Origin of the sequence: Enterococcus sp. C102(2024) (assembly GCF_040888205.1) — a bacterium.
Lineage (GTDB): Bacteria > Bacillota > Bacilli > Lactobacillales > Enterococcaceae > Enterococcus > Enterococcus faecalis.
This window is the reverse complement of record NZ_JBFOHH010000003.1, coordinates 68,908-86,607: the sequence shown is the minus strand read 5'-3', so window position 1 is coordinate 86,607 and position 17,700 is coordinate 68,908. Positions and strand designations below refer to the sequence as shown.

Below are 17,700 nucleotides of genomic sequence, written 5' to 3'. Positions count from 1 at the left end.
AAAAGGAGGAGAAGTTAGTTGATTAAACTAGTCAAACGGATGTCATTATGGTCGGTCTTTGCAGCGGTTTTATTTATGATCGTGCAAATTATCGCAGATTTATATCTGCCCACATTAACATCTAATATCATTAATGACGGTGTTGCTAAAGGAGATATTAACTATATTTGGAGTACAGGAGTTGTCATGTTAGGCTTTTCTTTGATTAGCATTGTCGCTTCTATTGGAAATACCTTTTTTGCCACCAAAGAATCACAAAGTTTAGGTAAAAAATTACGGACCGATATTTATCGAAAAGTTGAAAATTTTTCTAATAATGAATTTGACAAATTTGGGACAGCTTCGCTAATTACACGAACAACCAATGATGTCAATCAGATTCAAATGGTTATGCAAATGTTTTTACGTTTAATGATTAACGCACCTTTAACGTTAATTGGTGCAAGTTTTATGGCGTATAACAAGGATCCACAATTGACGAAAATTTTTCTATATGTTTTACCAATTATGGCTGTTTTAGTGGGCGGTATCATGTTTTTAGCGGTTCCGTTATTTAAAAGCATGCAAAAGAAAACCGACCGTTTAAATTTAGTTTTTCGTGAAGGACTGACAGGAGTTCGTGTGATTAGGGCCTTTGGCAAAGCAAACTATGAAGAACAACGTTTTGATGAAGCCAATAAGGATTATACACAAACGGCGATTAAAGTGAATACGATTGTCGCTTTGATGATTCCTTTAATGACACTCATTATGAGTGGTACCAATATTGCAATCACTTGGTTTGGCGGTCATTATATTGCGGAAATGCAACTAGAGGTAGGGAACTTAATTGCCTTTATGACTTATGCCATGCAAATTCTGATGAGTTTCATGATGTTATCCATGATTTTTGTCATGGTACCGCGGGCGCAAGCCTCTGCTGATCGGATTAATGAGGTGCTAAATACTGATTCAGAAATCAAAGATGTACCCAATCCAGAACTACTCTCTCTAAAAGGTGACAAAGCAACATTGGCGTTTGAACATGTTAATTATCGTTACCAGCATGCTGAAAACTTAGCACTGGAAGATATAGATTTTTCAGCAAAATCTGGGGAGACGGTCGCGATTATTGGTGGGACTGGTTCTGGGAAAACAACGCTGGTTAATCTTTTACCACGTTTTTATGATGTTGAATCTGGCAAAATTTTGCTAAATGGTAAAAACATTAAAGAAACGTCACAGCATAATTTACGAGAAATGATTGGCTTTGTACCGCAAAAGGCTGTTTTATTTACAGGAACGATTCGTGAAAATATGCAATACGGCGCCCCAAATGCGACCGATGAAGAAATTTGGCAAGCTTTAGAAATTGCGCAGGCAAAGGCGTTTGTTTCAGAATTGGCAGAAGGTTTGGATAGTCATGTCGAACAAGGCGGCGGTAATTTTTCTGGCGGACAACGCCAGCGGTTGGCTATTGCTCGTGCTTTAGTAAAACCAGCAGATGTCTATGTTTTTGATGATTCCTTTTCTGCATTGGATTTCAAAACAGATGCTAATTTAAGAAAAGCCTTAAAAGAGCAGATGACGGATGCAATTGTCGTTTTAGTGGCCCAACGTGTAAGTACGGTTATGGAAGCATCGACAATTTTAGTATTAGACGAAGGGAAATTAGTTGGTAAAGGAACGCATGAAGAGTTATTAGCGAATAACCAAACGTATCAAGAAATTGTACATTCTCAATTGAGAGAGGAGGACCTTGCATGAGTAGTCGACCAAAAGGCGGACCAATGGGCGGGGGACCAGGACGTAACATTGGCGCAAAAGGGCCAAAACCAAAAAATTTCTGGAAAACAGTGAAACGTTTATTTCGGTACATGTCTAAACGAATGCTGTCAATTATTGCTGTCTTAGTATTAGCAATCGCAGCCGTCGTTTTCCAAATTCAAACACCAAAAGTATTAGGACAGGCAACAACTGAAATTTTTAAAGGCGTCATGAAAGGCGCTGCTGAAATGAAACAAGGCTTAAAAATAACATCTTTTCCAATTGATTTTGACAAAATCGGTCAAATTTTATTAATTGTTATTGCCATGTACCTTATTTCTGCTGTCTTTAATTTCTTGCAGCAAGTAATTATGACACGTGTTTCACAGCGAACAGTTTATGAATTACGTCAAGAATTAGAAGCGAAAATGAACAAAGTTCCAATTTCCTATTATGATACTCATAGTAATGGGGACATCATGTCGCGGGCAATTAACGACATGGATAATATTGCGAGTACTTTACAGCAAAACTTAACCCAATTAATTACCAGTATCGTGACATTTGTGGGTGTACTTTGGATGATGCTGACCATTAGCTGGCAGTTAACACTAATTGCCTTAGCGACAGTACCATTAAGCTTAATTGTTGTGATGGTTGTGGCGCCTCGCTCGCAAAAACATTTTGCGGCTCAACAAAAAAGCTTAGGATTATTGAATAACCAAGTCGAAGAAACCTACGGTGGTCACGTAGTAGTAAAAAGTTTCAACCACGAAGAAAGTGATCAAGAAGTATTTGAAAAAGAAAATGAAAAATTATATCATGCTGGTCGCAAAGCACAATTTATTTCAGCGATCATTATGCCTTTAATGAACTTTATCAAAAATCTAGGCTATGTGTTTGTTGCAGTCCTTGGTGGCGTAAAAGTAGCGAATGGTATGATGGATTTAGGGGATGTCCAAGCATTTCTTCAATATACCAATCAATTTTCACAACCGATTACTCAAATCGCTAATTTAATGAATACAATCCAAGCTACGGTGGCTTCGGCAGAACGTGTCTTTGAAGTATTAGATGAAGAAGAAATGGTGGATGAACCTTCTGGCGTACCAGTGGAAACAGATAGTCCTTATCGTGTTTCTTTTGAACATGTTGCTTTTGGCTATTCACCAGAGAAATTATTAATGAAAGATTTCAATTTAAATGTTAAACCTGGGGAAATGGTCGCGATCGTGGGCCCAACAGGTGCTGGGAAAACAACCCTAATTAACTTATTGGAACGCTTCTATGATATTAGTAGCGGCAGCATCAAATATGATGGCGTTGATACGCGCGATTTGTCTCGCGAAGAGTTGCGAGCACACTTTTCAATGGTTCTTCAAGATACTTGGTTGTTCACTGGAAGTATCTATGACAATATTCATTATGGTAATGACCAAGCGAGCGAAGAAGAAGTGATCCGTGCGGCGAAAGCAGCCCATGTGGATGATTTTGTCAGAAAATTACCAGAAGGCTATCAAACGATTCTAAATGAAGAAGCCAGCAATATTTCTCAAGGTCAACGACAATTAATTACAATTGCTCGAGCATTCTTAGCAAATCCAGACGTTTTAATTTTGGATGAAGCCACCTCAAGTGTGGACACTCGAACAGAAATACTGATTCAAGCAGCAATGAATCGTTTACTGGAAAATCGGACCAGCTTTGTAGTCGCTCATCGCTTGTCGACTATCCGTGATGCCGATACGATTATCGTTATGGCAGAAGGTTCAATTGTAGAAACAGGAACCCACGATGAATTAATGGCGAAAAACGGTTTTTATGCTGATTTATATAACAGTCAGTTTTCTGAAGAAGTAGCCTAAAAGGCGTAGCAAAAAAATAGTAATTCATGATGAGGCTTCAGGAACCATAGTCGTAAAGACTGGTTCCTAAAGCCCTATTTTTTTGACAAAAAGTTAGCGAAATTGAAAAATTTCTATTTTCTTTTGAGAAAAACAGGATATTACTTGATGAAATAGCAAGAGATGTATAAAATGGGAGAGAAGAAAATGGAGGTAACAGAAAAAATGACTGAATTTCAATTAGAAAAAGCTGCGACATTAAAAACAATTGCCATTCGTGCGAAAAAAGTTGGCGAAATGGTCGACTTTTATAAAAAAGTAATGGGTTTTGTTTTAAAGTCAGAAGAAAATAACCTGTCTATCTGGGGTACACGTGAAGCAGGAACGCAATTATTAATTTTAGAAGAAACTAGAAAAGCCGAAGATTTTCATAATGAAGAAAAGCAAATGGCTTATTTTTCAATTAAAGTTCCTACGGAAAAAGAATTTTTACAAATTGCTCAACGAGTGCTTGAACAAGACTACCCAATTGATGAAAGTTTCCAAATTGGCACACGTCAAAGCATGTTCATTACTGATCTTGAAGGCAATCAATTTGAGATTTTTCACGATGAAGCAACAGCAAATTCGACTTCTGAAAAGCAACCGATTGTGCTTAAAGATCTTATCAGTGAGGACTTAGAGCCACATCAAGGGTTAGCCGCTGGCTCATATTTAGCACATGTGCAATTAAAAACAAACAATCAAAAAGAAATAAAAGCATACTATGAGGAAGTTCTGGGTTTAAAACGCAATGAAAAAGATCAATTTGTTTTAGAAGATGGCAAAGCAACTATTGGATTCCAAAAACCTGAAACAAGTGAAGTGGATCAATTACCTGATCCACACTTAGGTTTAGATTTCTTTACCATTAAGCTCTCTGATCAAGAACATATTTTAGCAATGGAGCAACAATTAACGGCAAAAAATCAAGAGTTCTTTATTGACCAGAAAAAAGCGATTGTCACTGTGTTTGATCCAATTGGCTTGGAATGGTGGTTTGTCTTAAAATAAACGCTTAGACAGACAAAATAAGCTTGTTTTAGCAAGTCTGGAATAAAGTCTGAATAAAAGTTTAACGCTACTTTTGTTCGGAACTTATTCTAGACTTTTCCTTTAATATTAAAAATAGAAGGTGAAAAAATGTACGAAAAAACAAAGTGGAAAATTCAAAAAATGATGAAAAAAGGTGTTTTTTCGGGGGCTAGTTTTTGTTTCATTGAAGGTGAAAAAGAGGAGAGCAATTGTTGGGGACTCGCACAAGTAAAACCCACCAAAGAACAATTAACCTCGGCCATGCTGTTTGATGTGGCTTCTTTAACCAAAGTAGTCGGCACCACCACCGTTATTTTGCAATTAGTGGAAGAAGGAAAAATTATTCTAGATCAATCATTACAAACTTATTATCCCTCTTTTCAAGATTCTAATATTACAATCCGGCATTTGTTGACACATACGGCAGATTTACAAGGCTATATTCCTAATCGTGATCAGCTGAATGCCCAAGAATTAAAAGACGCCTACAATCATTCATTTCACGCAGGCAAAGCGATAGGTAAAAAAGTTGTTTATACAGATGCAGGAACTATTTTATTAGGCTTTATGTTAGAAGAAATGTTCCAGCAATCAATGATAGAAATTTTATCTGAGCGAGTATTGCTTCCTTTAGGGATGAACGAAAGTACGTTTCTACCAAAGAATCCTTTAAACTGTGTGCCAACAGAATTACATGAACAAAGAGGGTTGATTCGAGGTACAACCCATGATCCTAAGGCATTTGTTTTACGAGAACATGCAGGGAATGCTGGCTTGTTTAGCAATGTCTATGATTTAACAAAATTTGTTCGAATGTATTTAAATCGAGGCAGTTATCACAATCTCCAATTCTTAAAAAAAGAGACGATTGATTTGTTACTAGTTAACCAAGTGCCAGCTGCAGATAAACCACGTTCTCTAGGCTGGGATTTTAAATATGATGTAGCTACGCAACGGCCATTATTATTCCATACAGGCTATACAGGCACTTTTTTGCTAATTGATGTGCAACAACAATCAGCGTTTATCTTTTTATCTAATCGAGTCCATCCAGAGGACCACCGGAACACTTATATCGAAGAAAGAGATCAGTTGTTGGCAACCTATTTAAAAGAGAAATCATCAGTTTCAGATGAAATGACTAGTTTTTAGTGATATAATGAGAGCGAATTCAATTTGGGAGGTCACAGTCAATGCAAGAACCATTATTTTTACAACCTGTTTTTCAAGAAAAAATTTGGGGCGGCAATCGTCTACACACGCTATTTGGTTTCGATTTACCGAGCGATAAAATTGGTGAAGATTGGGCAATCAGTGCACATCCACATGGCGTTAGTACTGTTTTAAATGGCGAATTTAAAGGAAAAAAATTAGATGAATTGTGGGCAGACCATCAAGAGCTATTCGGCCATGCAGGTGGTGCTGTCTTTCCATTATTAACGAAAATTTTAGATGCTGAAGATGATTTATCCGTGCAAGTTCATCCCGATGATGCATATGGCCAAAAACATGAAGGCGAGCTAGGCAAAACTGAATGTTGGTACATTATTGATGCAGAACCTGGCGCTGAAATCATTTATGGACATCACGCGAAAACAAAAGAAGAACTTGCAGAAATGATTGAAGAAGGTCGTTGGGACGATCTTTTAAGAAAAGTACCAGTGAAAAAAGGCGATTTTTATTATGTACCAAGCGGCACTATTCATGCCATCGGCTCGGGTATTTTAATTTTAGAAACGCAACAAAGCAGTGATACTACGTATCGGGTTTATGATTATGATCGAACAGATGATCAAGGAAAGACCCGGGAATTGCATATTCAACAATCCATTGATGTGACAACCGTTCCGGCGAAGGATCCTGACCTCTCTATTCAACAAGAAAATCAAGGACAATCAAGCATTGTTACTTATGTAAAAACAGATTTCTTTAATGTCTATGAGTGGCGTGTCAGTGGGATTCTAAAAGTTAAAAAACAAGCACCTTATACATTAGCAACAGTTATTGAAGGTGTTGGTCGATTGATTACAGAAGATGCTGCAAAAGCAGATGTGGCTACTTTTGATTTGAAAAAAGGCGATAGCTTTATCTTTCCAACAGATATTCCGAGCTGGCGTTTTGAAGGTGATCTAACGATTATAGCTTCAGAACCTGGTAGTCGCTAAAAAAAGAGGGGATCATCAACAGATGATTTCCTCTTTTTTTTGGCATTAAAACAGTTTATTTTGTTATAAAGGAACGTTTAGGTAAGGCAGCGATAACAGCTGTGACGATGATGACTGATAGCAGACGATCCCCGTAATCTGTTATCAATTGAACCAACAGGACGCTTGCTAACTGATTTAAGCCTAAACCATATAAAAATTGGACAATTATACTGGAGCCAGCAGAAGTTATTCCACCAAATAAACAAACTGTAATCAAGGAAGAAATTACTGTTCCTGGTATCGTTAACCACAACGTTTTAAATGGTAATTTGGTTACTTTTAACTGCTGATGAAGGAGCAAGCCTGCTAAAATTCCTGTGCAGAGTTGGACAGGTGAATAATACAGAGAAAAGATATCCGTTGTCAATCCAGTTACTAGACTTGTTAAAATACCTGTCAGTGCACCAAAGAGTGGGCCTAATAACGCACCTGTAAAAATAGTTCCCGCGCTATCAAGATAAATTGGTAAACGAAGGAGTAACGCAATGGTACTGCCAAGGTAATTTAAAGCAACACTAAAAGCGATAATTGTAATGATTCGTGGTGTTATTTTTTTCATGGTTATCCCATCCTTAAATTTTTGAAATCTCTTTCGATCTCATCTATTTGTACATTTAAAAGAATGGATAGAAACTTCACGAAAAACTGTTGACTATCAACCGTAGTCAAGACATGACAATTAGCTGGTTGCTGCTGGAAATGATACTGATCGATCATTGATTGCCCCATAGCAATGCCGTCAGGAACAATTTGTCCGTAACTGGAAAAGCCTTGGCAGAGCGTAGGATCAATAAAATAAGCAACCGCTAAGGGATCGTTGATAACACACCCTAAAATACGTTCATATTTCCAATGAAAATCAAAATAAAATTGAGTAATCTCAGCGAGGTAATTCCCCATTTTGGGGTTGAGTCGTTGACAATAATTGAGAATTGTTGGTGTAAAAACAATTTCTCGTGTGACATCTAAGCCGACCATCTCGATTTTTGCACCTAATTCCTCAAAAACCCAAGCTGCTGCATCAGGATCACACCAATAATTAAATTCTGCAACAGGAGAGCAATTGCCGTGGCTTTTAAAGGTACCACCCATTGAGACAAAACGTTGAAGATTTCGCCCCAGAAGAGGTTCTTTTTTTAAAGCCAAAGCAATATTTGTTAAAGGACCAAGGGCAATGATTGAGCAATCGGTAGCTTGTTGAAAGGTTTGTGCTAAATAGTCAGCAGCGGAAAGCGCTTGTGCTTGGATTTTGCTAGTTCTGGGGAAATATGTTTCACCTAAACCATCCATGCCATGTGTATCTTGTGCACTAACAAATGGCCGTTTTAAAGGGCTAGCAGCCCCTTGGTAGACAGGAATATCTAAGCGATTAACTTTTTCCAAACATTTAAAAACATTTTCCACGCCAATCTCCACAGGGACGTTTCCGCAAACAACTGTAATCGCTTGGACATCTAGCTCTGGTGAAGCAAGTGCATACAAGAGAGCAAGCGTGTCATCAATTCCAGGATCACAATCAATAATTACTTTTTGCATTTTTTCCAATCCTCCTTTTTCGTTAACTGCAAATGATAACTCTTGTTAAAAAAGCTATGACTTGAGTTAGTATTGAGAGATACTTAGTTTTTTATTCTGGGAAGTTTCCGAACCAGTCCGAGAAATTCTCGATTTTAAATGCACCTCTTTATCTTACTATATTTTGTAAAGATGTAAATAGTTGTCGGAGAAATGAAAAAGAATCTAGCCCTATATGTAGGAACTAGATTCTTCTTTTATTTATAAAGCGTTTCAGGAATAGCGATCGGTTCACCATATTTTTTCTCTAAAGCGGTCCGAATTAACCGGATCCCTAGATTTTTGTTGCGTGCTAAGATTGGACCGTGGAAGTAGGAGCCAAACACATTTTTATAGACAACGCCTTCGCCATTATCTTGACCGTTATTGCCTTTGCCTTGTTTGACTGTTCCTAAAGGTCGTTCACCTTCGCCTAAAAAAGTCATGCCATTATGATTTTCAAAACCATAATACGTTTCATCAAATTCTTCATTATAAATTTCGATATCACCAATGAAACGATTGTTGTCTTGGCTCAAAGTGTAATGATCTAATGCACCGATTCCTTTAATTTTTTCGCCTTGTGCGCCGACATAGTAATGTCCTAGAAGTTGATAACCACCACAGATAGCTAACAAGACGCCGTCATTTTCAATATAAGAAGTCAAAGCTTCTTTTTTATTCTGAATGTCTTCTGAGATGATCAATTGCTCGAAGTCTTGACCGCCACCAACAAAGACTAAATCATATTTTTCGGGATCAAACGGTTCGTAGATACTGATAATTTCTGATCGGAAGGTAACGCCCATTTTTTCGGTTAAATATTTAAGCATCAATAAATTTCCGTTATCTCCGTAAGTATTTAATAAGTTGCCATATAAATGACAAACGACTAATTCTTTAGACACCATTCATTCCCCCTTGAATATACCCTTGGGCTGTTAATGATTTTCTTAATTGCAAAACAGCAGTATAGGTTGCCAAAATATAGACATGATCTGTCGGCAACGTTTTAATTTCTGAAATTACTTGCTCCAAATCAGGAATTTCTAGTAATTTTTCTTCAGGAATACCCGCAACTTTTAAACGCAAGGCCATATCTTCATGGCGATCACCGCCAGCAATTACTTTTGGAATGTCCATATCAGCAAAGGCTTCATGATTACCATCCCAAATCCAACTGACATCAATTCCATCTGCATAATTAGCATTTAATAATGAAACCAGCGAGAAAGAGTAAGGGGCTAAGCCCATCATATCAATGACCTGATTTAAACCAACGGGATTTTTTACTAAAACTAACGTACATTCTTTATCGCCAACTTTAATGGTTTCTTGACGCCCAAAAACTTTTTCATCATAAGCTAAACCTGCTCGGATTTTATCTGGTGCCACCTGATAGTATTCTGCTACCGCTGTGGCCGCTAGCGCATTATAAACATTATACATCCCACCAACAGCAATGCCGTATTCTTCGCCATCAATCACAAAATCAGCAGATGTATTATCCATCCGGACCATTTCCGTTAACTGCACATCCAATTCAGGGCGTTTGAAGCCACAATTTGGGCAATAGTAATCACCTAAATTAGCATACGTAATCATTTTATAATGAAGAATATGATTGCATTTTGGACATAAAACCCCATCTGTATTGTAATGAGCCAATTGCTCTTTTGGTGGTAAATGATTAAATCCATAGTATTTGCGAGGATTTACAGTTTCTTTTGAATTAAAAATTGGCGAATCACCATTGCACAAAATAGTTGCTTCAGGAGCAGCGGCGGCGCCTTCCATAATTAAGCGATACGTCGTATAAATTTCACCATAGCGATCCATTTGGTCGCGGAAAATATTCGTAAAAACAAATAATTTTGGTTGAATATATTTAGTGACACGGCTTAAACTTGCTTCATCAATTTCTAAAACCGCAAATTTCTTTTGTCCTTTTTTCGCCTTGGCATTTAAAAAAGTAGAGACAATTCCTTGCTCCATGTTAGCACCAGTTGGATTTGTTAATACCTCATCAAATTCTTGGCGTAAAATGTTAACAGTTAAAGCAGTTGTCAATGTTTTGCCGTTCGTTCCAGTGACTACGACAATTTCATAGTCTTTTGCCAATGTATCTAAAATTTTAGGATCGATTTTTAGGGCTAATTTCCCTGGGTAGCTACTGCCGCCTTTAAAAAATGTTTGTAAAACCCATTGCGAAGTTTTTCCTGCAGCAATTGCTAAATGACTTCGAATCCCCATTTGTTGTCCCCCAATTTCTATATCTTTAATTTTTCGTTATTTTAAATTAAACTCAATCTATCATACCATAACTAAAATAAAAAATTAATTCCTTTTACTTTTTCTTACTATTATTTAAAAAGTCTTTTAGAAAAAGTAGAATAGTGAAGGAAAAAAGAGAATAGACGACTTGTCTTAACAACAAATCGTCCATCGATTTCCATTTTTATTTCGCATCAATATAACTGTATAGCGTATATTTAGAAATATTGAAGAAGTTAGAAACTTTGTCCCCAGATTTAGTGACTAAGAAGGCGCCTTTATTGTTTAAAAATTGAATACACTTGATTTTATCGTCCTTCGTCATTAATGGGACCGGCTTGCCAACTAATTTGACTGATTCATGAATTAAATCGTCTAACAACTCATTAACATCCTGAGGAATGTAATCAGGGTCTTTATCTTCTTCAGGTTCTGCAGTGGAAATCAAAGATTTTAAGTTTGACTCTGCAGCAATCAATGTAGTGATGTCGTAGTTAATAGCAAAAATACCATCGAGTTGACCATTCTCATCTTTAAAATACATTGTACTAGATTTTAAAATACGACCATCATGGGTGCGGGTCAGATAGTTAATATGATCATTCAACTCACTAGGGTCTTTTTTTAAGGCTTCTAAGACTACTTGAGAAGGTCCATCGCCCAGATGACGAGAAGAGACATGACCATTTTCAATGGAAACAATAGAATTGTTAATATTGTCTTCATTGATTTGGTGGATAACGACTTCGCAGTTTTCCCCAAATTGACCAGCTAAACCTTTAGCAATTTGTGTTAAAAAAGTAAGTTTTTCGTCGGATAACATAAATAAGCTCCTTTCTAATGTGCCTGGCACAAACAGTTTTTATAAGATTGTGTCAAATTTAACATAATATTTTTAAATGGAATAGGCAGGGCTAAATCCTTTAATGTCGCGTACTACCTGTTCTGAAAAATAATGATAGCATGATAAAAATAATAATACAAGATAACGGCTGTCAAAATTCTAAAAAATATTTTTTAGGTAGCATTGTTTTTTTTAAGGTAAGGTGATATACTTTAATCAAGTTAATGAGTTCGTTAGTAAAAAATGCAAGCGCTTCAAATGCTTTTCGTAGGGATATAGATTAGCCAAGCTAGTCAAGCTATATTCGTGAATGATTGAGCGATATATTTGTAAGCGTTTGCCACTTGTGGGGAATAGGTTGAAAAATAGGAGGAGAATACATGTTATTAATTGGAAATGGGCGTTTAATCACTCGGGATGCGCAGAATCATTTTTTTGAAAATGGGTGTGTGGCGATTGATGGTCAAGTTGTGAAACAAGTCGGAACGACAGAAGATTTAAAACAAGCTTATCCAGAAGCGACATTTATTGATGCTAAAGGTGGAGTGATTATGCCAGGCTTTATTAACATGCACAATCATATTTATAGTACCTTTGCACGTGGGTTAAGTTTAACGAATTATCATCCTAAAAATTTCATGGATATTTTGGTAGATCAATGGTGGCGAATTGATCGTGCCTTGACATTAGAAGACACTTATCAAAGTGGTAAGGTTGCTTATTTAGATAGTATTCGCAACGGTGTTACAACTGTCTTTGATCATCATGCTAGTTACGGAGAAATTACAGGGAGTTTAACCCAATTATCTAATGCAGCGGACGAGTTAGGGATTCGGACCTGCCTTTGTTATGAAGTTTCTGATCGCGATGGTGAGCAGAAAATGCGAGAAGCAGTTCAAGAAAATGCCGCCTTTATTAAAGCCAGTTCCTTAAGAAAGGATGATATGCAAAAAGCGATGATGGGTATGCATGCAGCCTTTACTTTATCAGATGCTTCTTTAGAATTATGTGCAGCCAATACGCCAGATGGGATTGGTTATCATATTCATATTGCAGAGGATTTAGCCGATGTTCATGATTCTTTGAAAAAATATGGGAAGCCGATTGTGAACCGATTATTTGATTTAGGAATTTTAGGAAAACAGACAATGGCAGGCCATTGCATCCATATTGGACCTCATGAGATGGAATTACTAAGAGATACAGACACAATGGTGGTCACGAATCCAGAGTCGAATATGGGGAATGCGGTCGGTTGCCCACCTGCGATGCGCATGTTTAATGAGTATGGTATTTTGATGGGTCTTGGCACAGATGGTTATACGAATGATGTGACGGAATCTTATAAGGTAGGAAATGTTATCCACAAACATCATTTAGCTGATCCAAATGCGGCTTGGGCAGAAATTCCCACAATGCTGTTTGATAATAATCCGCAAATGGCTAATCGCTATTTTAAAACAAAGCTAGGCGTTTTAGAACCTAATGCAGCAGCAGACGTCATTATTGTTGATTATCATGGCCCGACACCAATGACAAAAGAGAATTATAACATGCACATTTTATTCGGCATGAATGGTGGGATGGTTACTGACACGGTGATTAATGGAGAAATTCGGATGCGTAATCGTGAAGTTCAAGGAATTGACGAAGAGAAAGTTTGGCATGATGCGCAAACGCAAGCACAATCTTTCTGGAAACGAGTAAATCAATAGCTTTCATTATAAATAAAAGGAGTGACGTTAATGAGTGATATTATGCATCCCATCTCAATTGAGGCTTTATTAAATTGGATTTTTAGTGAGTATCAACAAGATGGCACAATTTTTGGCATTCGTAAATTTTATCATGCGGATCCTACAAAAACGATTCCGTTATTTGGAGAAAAAATGGAAACCCCTTGTGGTCCAGCAGCAGGTCCTCATACACAATTAGCACAAAATATTATTGCGGCCTATTTAACAGGTTCTCGTTTTTTTGAAGTTAAGACAGTCCAGATACTGGATGGAGAAGATTTACCAGTGAGTAAACCATGTATCGCAGCAGCGGATGAATGTTACAACGTTGAGTGGTCCACAGAATTGCGCGTTCCCCAAGCTTATGATGAATACGTCAAAGCATGGTTTGTTTTGAAGTTACTGAGTAAAGAGTTTGAGCTAGGTGACCCGAATGGTTTCATTTTTAACATGAGTGTTGGCTATGATTTGGCAGGGATTCAATCACCAAAAATTGATCGTTATATTAACGAAATGCAGAACGCAGAAGGAACGCCGATTTGGGCGGAATGCCAAGCAGCTGCCAAAAAATATCTATTTTATTTTAAAAAAGTAGATGACTTATATATCGAAGCAATTAGTCCTAAAGTCTGTCATTCTATTACGCTGTCGACTTTACACGGTTGTCCATCAGACGAAATTGAACGAATTGCGGCCTATTTATTAAGTGAAAAAGGGCTCCATTCCTTTATTAAATGTAATCCAACCATGTTAGGTTATGAATATGCGCGTCAAACGATGGATGAGCTAGGGTTTGATTATATGGTTTTTGACGATCACCATTTTAAAGAAGATTTACAATTTGAAGAAGCAGTACCGATGTTACAACGTCTACAATTATTAGCCAATAGTAAAAATCTAAGCTTCGGAGTTAAAATTACGAACACTTTCCCGGTAACGATTGCAGCAAATGAATTACCTGGTGATGAAATGTACATGTCAGGACGTTCGCTATTTCCTCTTAGTATTTCATTGGCACAAAAATTATCAGAAGCATTTGATGGGAAACTACAAATTTCTTATTCTGGCGGTGCAGATATTTTCAATAGTAAAGAAATATTTGATGCTGGGATTTGGCCAATCACTATGGCAACGACGCTGTTGAAACCTGGTGGCTATCAACGAATGAATCAAGTTGCTAATGTATTGGGCGCAGCAGAATATCCTCAGATGGTTCATGTCAACTTGGATAAATTAGCCCAAGTTGTTGAGAAAGCTAAAACACAAGCGCGTTACCAAAAATCAATTAAATTACCAGAAAGTACCAAACTAAGAAAAACAGTTCCACTAACAGATTGTTATATCGCTCCTTGTCGAAGTGACGGTGGTTGTCCAATCAATCAGGATATTCCTGCTTACCTTCGTTATGTAAGTGAAGGCAATTATTTAAAGGCCTTGCAAGTAATTGTCGATAAAAATCCGTTGCCTTTTATTACTGGAACCATTTGTGCACATCCTTGTATGACCAAATGCACACGTCAATTTTATGAAGAATCTATTCATATTCGGGAAGTGAAGTTAGAAGCAGCTGAACATGCTTATGATGAATTATTGACGACACTAGAAAAGCCACAGCCAAAAGAAAATGCACCTAAAACAGCTGTTGTGGGTGGAGGTCCTGCAGGGATCTCTGCTGGGTATTTATTAGCACGTGAAGGCATGCCTGTTACTGTGTTTGAAAAATCCAAGACAATTGGGGGCGTTTGTAGCCAGATTGTACCAGAATTTCGAATTTCTATGGAATCTGTTCAAAAAGACGTTCAGTTAGCGGAATTTATGGGAGCTGAATTCCGTACAGGACAAGAGGCGCCATCATTGGCAGAATTGAAAAACCAAGGCTATACGAATGTTATTTATGCCATTGGTGCATGGAAACATGGGGTCCTTCGTTTAGAATCTGGTCGAGCATTGAACTCGTTAGAATTTTTAAAAGCAAACCGAGAAAATCCAACGATTAATCCTTACGGAGAACAGATTGTCGTCGTTGGTGGCGGAAATACAGCCATGGACTGTGCTCGTGCAGCCACAACATTACCTGGTGTTAAAAAAGTCTCAGTGGTTTATCGTCGGAATAAACGCAATATGCCAGCAGATGAAGAAGAACTTTATTTAGCCTTAGAAGATGGTGTCGACTTTTTAGAATTACTTTCGCCAATTAAACATGAAAATCAACAATTAACTTGTGAAAAAATGGTCCTAGGTGAACGAGATGCTTCTGGACGCCGTCGTCCAGTTGGTACAGGAGAAATGATTGATATTCCTGCTGATACAGTGATTGCCGCTGTTGGTGAAAAAGTAGATACAGAGTTTTACCAATCATTAGGCATTCACACGGACAACTATGGGAAAGTCGTTTCAAATCAAGACACATTGGAAACAAATATACCAGGCGTCTATGTCATTGGTGACGCTAACTTAGGACCAGCCACAATTGTTGAAGCAATCGCTGATGCAACCAAAGCGGCCAATAATATTTGTCTTGTCCACAATCATCACTATGAAAAAGATAATTTAAATAGTGATGTTGCATTTGTTAGAAACAAACGAGGTATCCTTGTGACAGACGAGATGTCTTGTAGTCAAGCTAGTCGTTGCTTAGAATGCTCCACAATTTGTGAATCTTGTATGGATGTCTGTCCAAACCGAGCAAATATTGTTGTGTACGTCGAAGGAAAACCACAAATTGTTCATGTTGATCGGATGTGTAACGAATGTGGTAACTGTGAAACATTTTGCCCTTATGCAAGTGCCCCTTACAAAGACAAATTTACCTTATTTAACAGTGAATCTGATTTTTATGACAGTACTAATTCAGGTTTCTATGTTCAAAATCCTGTGGATAAAATTTGTTTACTGCGTCTATGGGGAACGGTGTCAACAATTCAATTAACGGATCAAGGATTAGATGTACCAGAAGATTTAATCGCATTAATGGTAACTATGATTGAAGAATATGCTTATTGTATGCAAGCATAAAAGGAAATTTACGACTGGGGGATAAATAAATGTCTATTCTGCTCAAAGGTGGAACCGTCGTATCTGCATATAATCGTCGTCAATTGGATATTCGAATTGACGGCGAGCAAATTGTAGAGATGGGGGCAAATTTACCAGTAGAAAATTCTCAGATTGAGGATGTTACGGGGTGTTATGTATTACCAGGCTTTATTGATGCGCACACGCATCTGGAATTAAATAATGGCAAAGGTTCGTTAAGTACGGCGGATAACTTTACTACTGGCAGCCAAGCGGCGGTGGCCAAAGGTACGACTACGGTTATTGATATGGCTACACCTAATAAAGGCGGCTCATTGAAAGACTGTTTAGCTACTTGGAATCAATTGGCTGAAGGCAAGAGTTCATGTGATTATACTTACCATATGTCCATGATTGAATGGAAACCAACGATAGCTGCTGAAATTCAGGAAATGATTGCTGCAGGTATTACTTCCTTCAAAATGTATATGGCTTATGATAACTTACGGACCACAGATGCGGAAATTTTTGAAGCGATGAAGGAAATAAAAAAAGTTAATGGAATGTTAGGCGTTCATTGTGAAAATGGTGATTTAGTAGATGAATTAATCCAATCATATGTTTCTCAAGGAAAGTTAGCCCCGCACTATCATCCGTTATCAAGACCGGCGGCTGTGGAAGCAGAAGCGGTAGCAAGATATTTGATGATAGCGGAAATGGCTGATTTGCCGGTTAATATTGTGCATTTAAGCACAAAACGATCGTTAGAAGCGGTGGAACGGGCTCGTCAAAGAGGACAATCAGTCTATGTAGAAACTTGCCCTCAATATCTTTTACTAGATGATCACTTGTATGATGCGCCTAATTTTGAAGCAGCAAAATATGTCTGCTCACCGCCACTACGCAAACGAGAGGATCAACAGGCTTTGTGGCAAGGAATTAAAGAGGGGGCAATCAATACAATATCGACAGATCACTGCAGTTTTAATTTTCACGGACAAAAAACAGTTGGCAAAGATGATTTTAGTAAAATTCCCAATGGGATGCCAGGTGTTGAAACGAGACCAGAATTAATTTACACGGAAGGTGTGGCGAAGGGCCGAATCACCTTGGAAAAAATGGTTGCTCTGCTTTCTGAAAATATTGCTAAACAATTCTCGATGTATCCACAAAAAGGTGTGGTGCAAGAAGGCAGTGATGCCGATTTAGTTGTTTGGGATCCTAGAACAACCGGCGTGATTGCTGCGAGAACGCAGTTACAAAATGTCGATTATACGCCGTATGAAGGATTTGAAACACAAGGACAGGCTCGAATGGTTTATTTAAGAGGTCAAAAAGTTGCTGAAGCTGGGAAAGTCATCTTGGCAAATCAAGGAAAATTTGTTTTTCGTAAAGCAACTTAAAAA

At 37.7% G+C, this 17,700-nt stretch carries 13 protein-coding genes and 1 riboswitch; of the genes, 8 read left to right on the top strand and 5 right to left on the bottom strand.

Features of this window, described 5'->3' with window-relative positions:
* Positions 1 to 18 precede the first annotated feature (18 nt).
* The 5 genes from AB3I34_RS07905 to manA all read left to right on the top strand — a co-directional run bounded on the left by AB3I34_RS07905 (position 19) and on the right by manA (position 6,829).
* Positions 19 to 1,746: an ABC transporter ATP-binding protein gene (locus tag AB3I34_RS07905; protein ID WP_002374237.1), complete on the top strand. Its 1,728-nt coding sequence runs from the start codon at positions 19 to 21 to the stop codon at positions 1,744 to 1,746.
* Positions 1,743 to 3,611 (top strand): ABC transporter ATP-binding protein, encoded by a 1,869-nt coding sequence (locus AB3I34_RS07900; RefSeq protein WP_002356577.1) that lies wholly within the window; start codon positions 1,743 to 1,745, stop codon positions 3,609 to 3,611. Before AB3I34_RS07905 ends, AB3I34_RS07900 begins: the two co-directional genes overlap by 4 nt.
* Before the next feature lie 162 nt (positions 3,612 to 3,773).
* Complete coding sequence (locus tag AB3I34_RS07895; protein WP_002359617.1) at positions 3,774 to 4,643, top strand: VOC family protein; 870 nt, start codon at positions 3,774 to 3,776, stop codon at positions 4,641 to 4,643.
* Positions 4,644 to 4,772: 129 nt separating this feature from the next.
* A complete protein-coding gene (locus tag AB3I34_RS07890; RefSeq protein ID WP_010712723.1) occupies positions 4,773 to 5,816 on the top strand; it encodes a serine hydrolase in 1,044 nt (347 codons plus the stop codon).
* 41 nt (positions 5,817 to 5,857) lie between these two features.
* On the top strand, positions 5,858 to 6,829 hold the full coding sequence (gene manA, locus AB3I34_RS07885; protein ID WP_002356580.1) for a mannose-6-phosphate isomerase, class I: 972 nt from the start codon (positions 5,858 to 5,860) through the stop codon (positions 6,827 to 6,829).
* A gap of 55 nt (positions 6,830 to 6,884) precedes the next feature.
* Here the strand turns inward: manA and AB3I34_RS07880 are convergent, their stop codons facing one another.
* The 5 genes from AB3I34_RS07880 to AB3I34_RS07860 all read right to left on the bottom strand — a co-directional run bounded on the left by AB3I34_RS07880 (position 6,885) and on the right by AB3I34_RS07860 (position 11,522).
* Positions 6,885 to 7,430, bottom strand: coding sequence for an ECF transporter S component (locus AB3I34_RS07880; protein ID WP_002376588.1), 546 nt, complete (start codon positions 7,428 to 7,430; stop codon positions 6,885 to 6,887).
* 2 nt (positions 7,431 to 7,432) lie between these two features.
* The gene (locus tag AB3I34_RS07875; RefSeq protein ID WP_002376589.1) at positions 7,433 to 8,407 is read right to left on the bottom strand and encodes a nucleoside hydrolase; all 975 of its coding nucleotides are present in this window, start codon (positions 8,405 to 8,407) and stop codon (positions 7,433 to 7,435) included.
* A gap of 77 nt (positions 8,408 to 8,484) precedes the next feature.
* Positions 8,485 to 8,529, bottom strand: a riboswitch (PreQ1 riboswitch).
* A 114-nt stretch (positions 8,530 to 8,643) separates the two neighbouring features.
* The gene (locus AB3I34_RS07870; protein WP_002356583.1) at positions 8,644 to 9,336 is read right to left on the bottom strand and encodes a type 1 glutamine amidotransferase; all 693 of its coding nucleotides are present in this window, start codon (positions 9,334 to 9,336) and stop codon (positions 8,644 to 8,646) included.
* On the bottom strand, positions 9,326 to 10,678 hold the full coding sequence (locus AB3I34_RS07865; RefSeq protein ID WP_002362254.1) for a Mur ligase family protein: 1,353 nt from the start codon (positions 10,676 to 10,678) through the stop codon (positions 9,326 to 9,328). The genes AB3I34_RS07870 and AB3I34_RS07865 overlap by 11 nt, the downstream gene beginning before the upstream one ends.
* Before the next feature lie 205 nt (positions 10,679 to 10,883).
* Positions 10,884 to 11,522 carry a transcriptional regulator gene (locus tag AB3I34_RS07860; RefSeq protein ID WP_002381503.1) on the bottom strand — a complete coding sequence of 213 codons (639 nt, stop codon included), beginning with the start codon at positions 11,520 to 11,522 and terminating at the stop codon, positions 10,884 to 10,886.
* A gap of 401 nt (positions 11,523 to 11,923) precedes the next feature.
* On the opposite strand from AB3I34_RS07860, the gene ssnA reads away from it, so the two are divergent.
* Genes ssnA through hydA form a run of 3 tightly spaced genes read left to right on the top strand, consistent with a single transcriptional unit; the run spans position 11,924 to position 17,697 of the window.
* Entirely contained in the window at positions 11,924 to 13,258 is a 1,335-nt protein-coding gene (gene ssnA, locus AB3I34_RS07855; protein WP_002411333.1) for a putative aminohydrolase SsnA, read from the top strand.
* A gap of 30 nt (positions 13,259 to 13,288) precedes the next feature.
* Positions 13,289 to 16,294: a putative selenate reductase subunit YgfK gene (ygfK, locus tag AB3I34_RS07850; protein WP_002411334.1), complete on the top strand. Its 3,006-nt coding sequence runs from the start codon at positions 13,289 to 13,291 to the stop codon at positions 16,292 to 16,294.
* A gap of 29 nt (positions 16,295 to 16,323) precedes the next feature.
* Positions 16,324 to 17,697 carry a dihydropyrimidinase gene (gene hydA, locus AB3I34_RS07845; RefSeq protein WP_010712722.1) on the top strand — a complete coding sequence of 458 codons (1,374 nt, stop codon included), beginning with the start codon at positions 16,324 to 16,326 and terminating at the stop codon, positions 17,695 to 17,697.
* Positions 17,698 to 17,700: the final 3 nt, after the last annotated feature.